A 581-nucleotide genomic window follows, 5' to 3' on the forward strand; every position below is an offset into this window, starting at 1 on the left:
ATCGTCTCGCGATCGAAACCGCCAACCACATGAAATGCGATATCTTGACGGTTCCCCAGTGCCCGGACGATGGCCGCGAACACGTCATAGCCCTTCTCAATCCCGGTGGGTGAATAGCGCTGTGCCATAAAACAGATGTTCAACTGACGGCGATCGTCTCGCCGCGACCCAACCGCCCGGTCCAGGCCGTCCTTGTCATAGCAGAAGGGGATAATTCCGCCGTAGATGTGCTTAATTTTACCCGGATCACATAGTCCATTCTCGATTAAATAACGGTATGTTGGCGCCTGGGTGGTGATGACACGTGCAAAGCGATTATCGGCGAAAATGCTGCGGAGTTTTTCGTCCGATAAGGCTTCGTTTAAGAGGAATCCACCGCCCGGGTAAAGTGTAAAGGCAAAGCGATCTGCCTTTAATGCGCTGTTCTTGTGAATAAAATTGTAAGCAATCGTGGCAAATACGCAGTATGCAAGGCGACACGTCATATCTCGGTTGGCATCGAAACTCTGCACTCGACTAATGTCAACCCCAGATTTTTTCGAATAACGTAATGTTGATTCAAGAAAATTCTCCCCACTTCC

The 581-nt window shown here is 49.7% G+C and carries 1 protein-coding gene; it reads right to left on the minus strand.

The window, feature by feature from the left end:
• The coding region (locus tag GTA51_RS20415) for a glycosyltransferase family protein (RefSeq protein ID WP_160964313.1) at nt 1-581 on the minus strand (581 nt) is incomplete at both ends.

Origin of the sequence: Solidesulfovibrio aerotolerans (assembly GCF_009856865.1) — a bacterium.
Taxonomy (GTDB): domain Bacteria; phylum Desulfobacterota; class Desulfovibrionia; order Desulfovibrionales; family Desulfovibrionaceae; genus Solidesulfovibrio; species Solidesulfovibrio aerotolerans.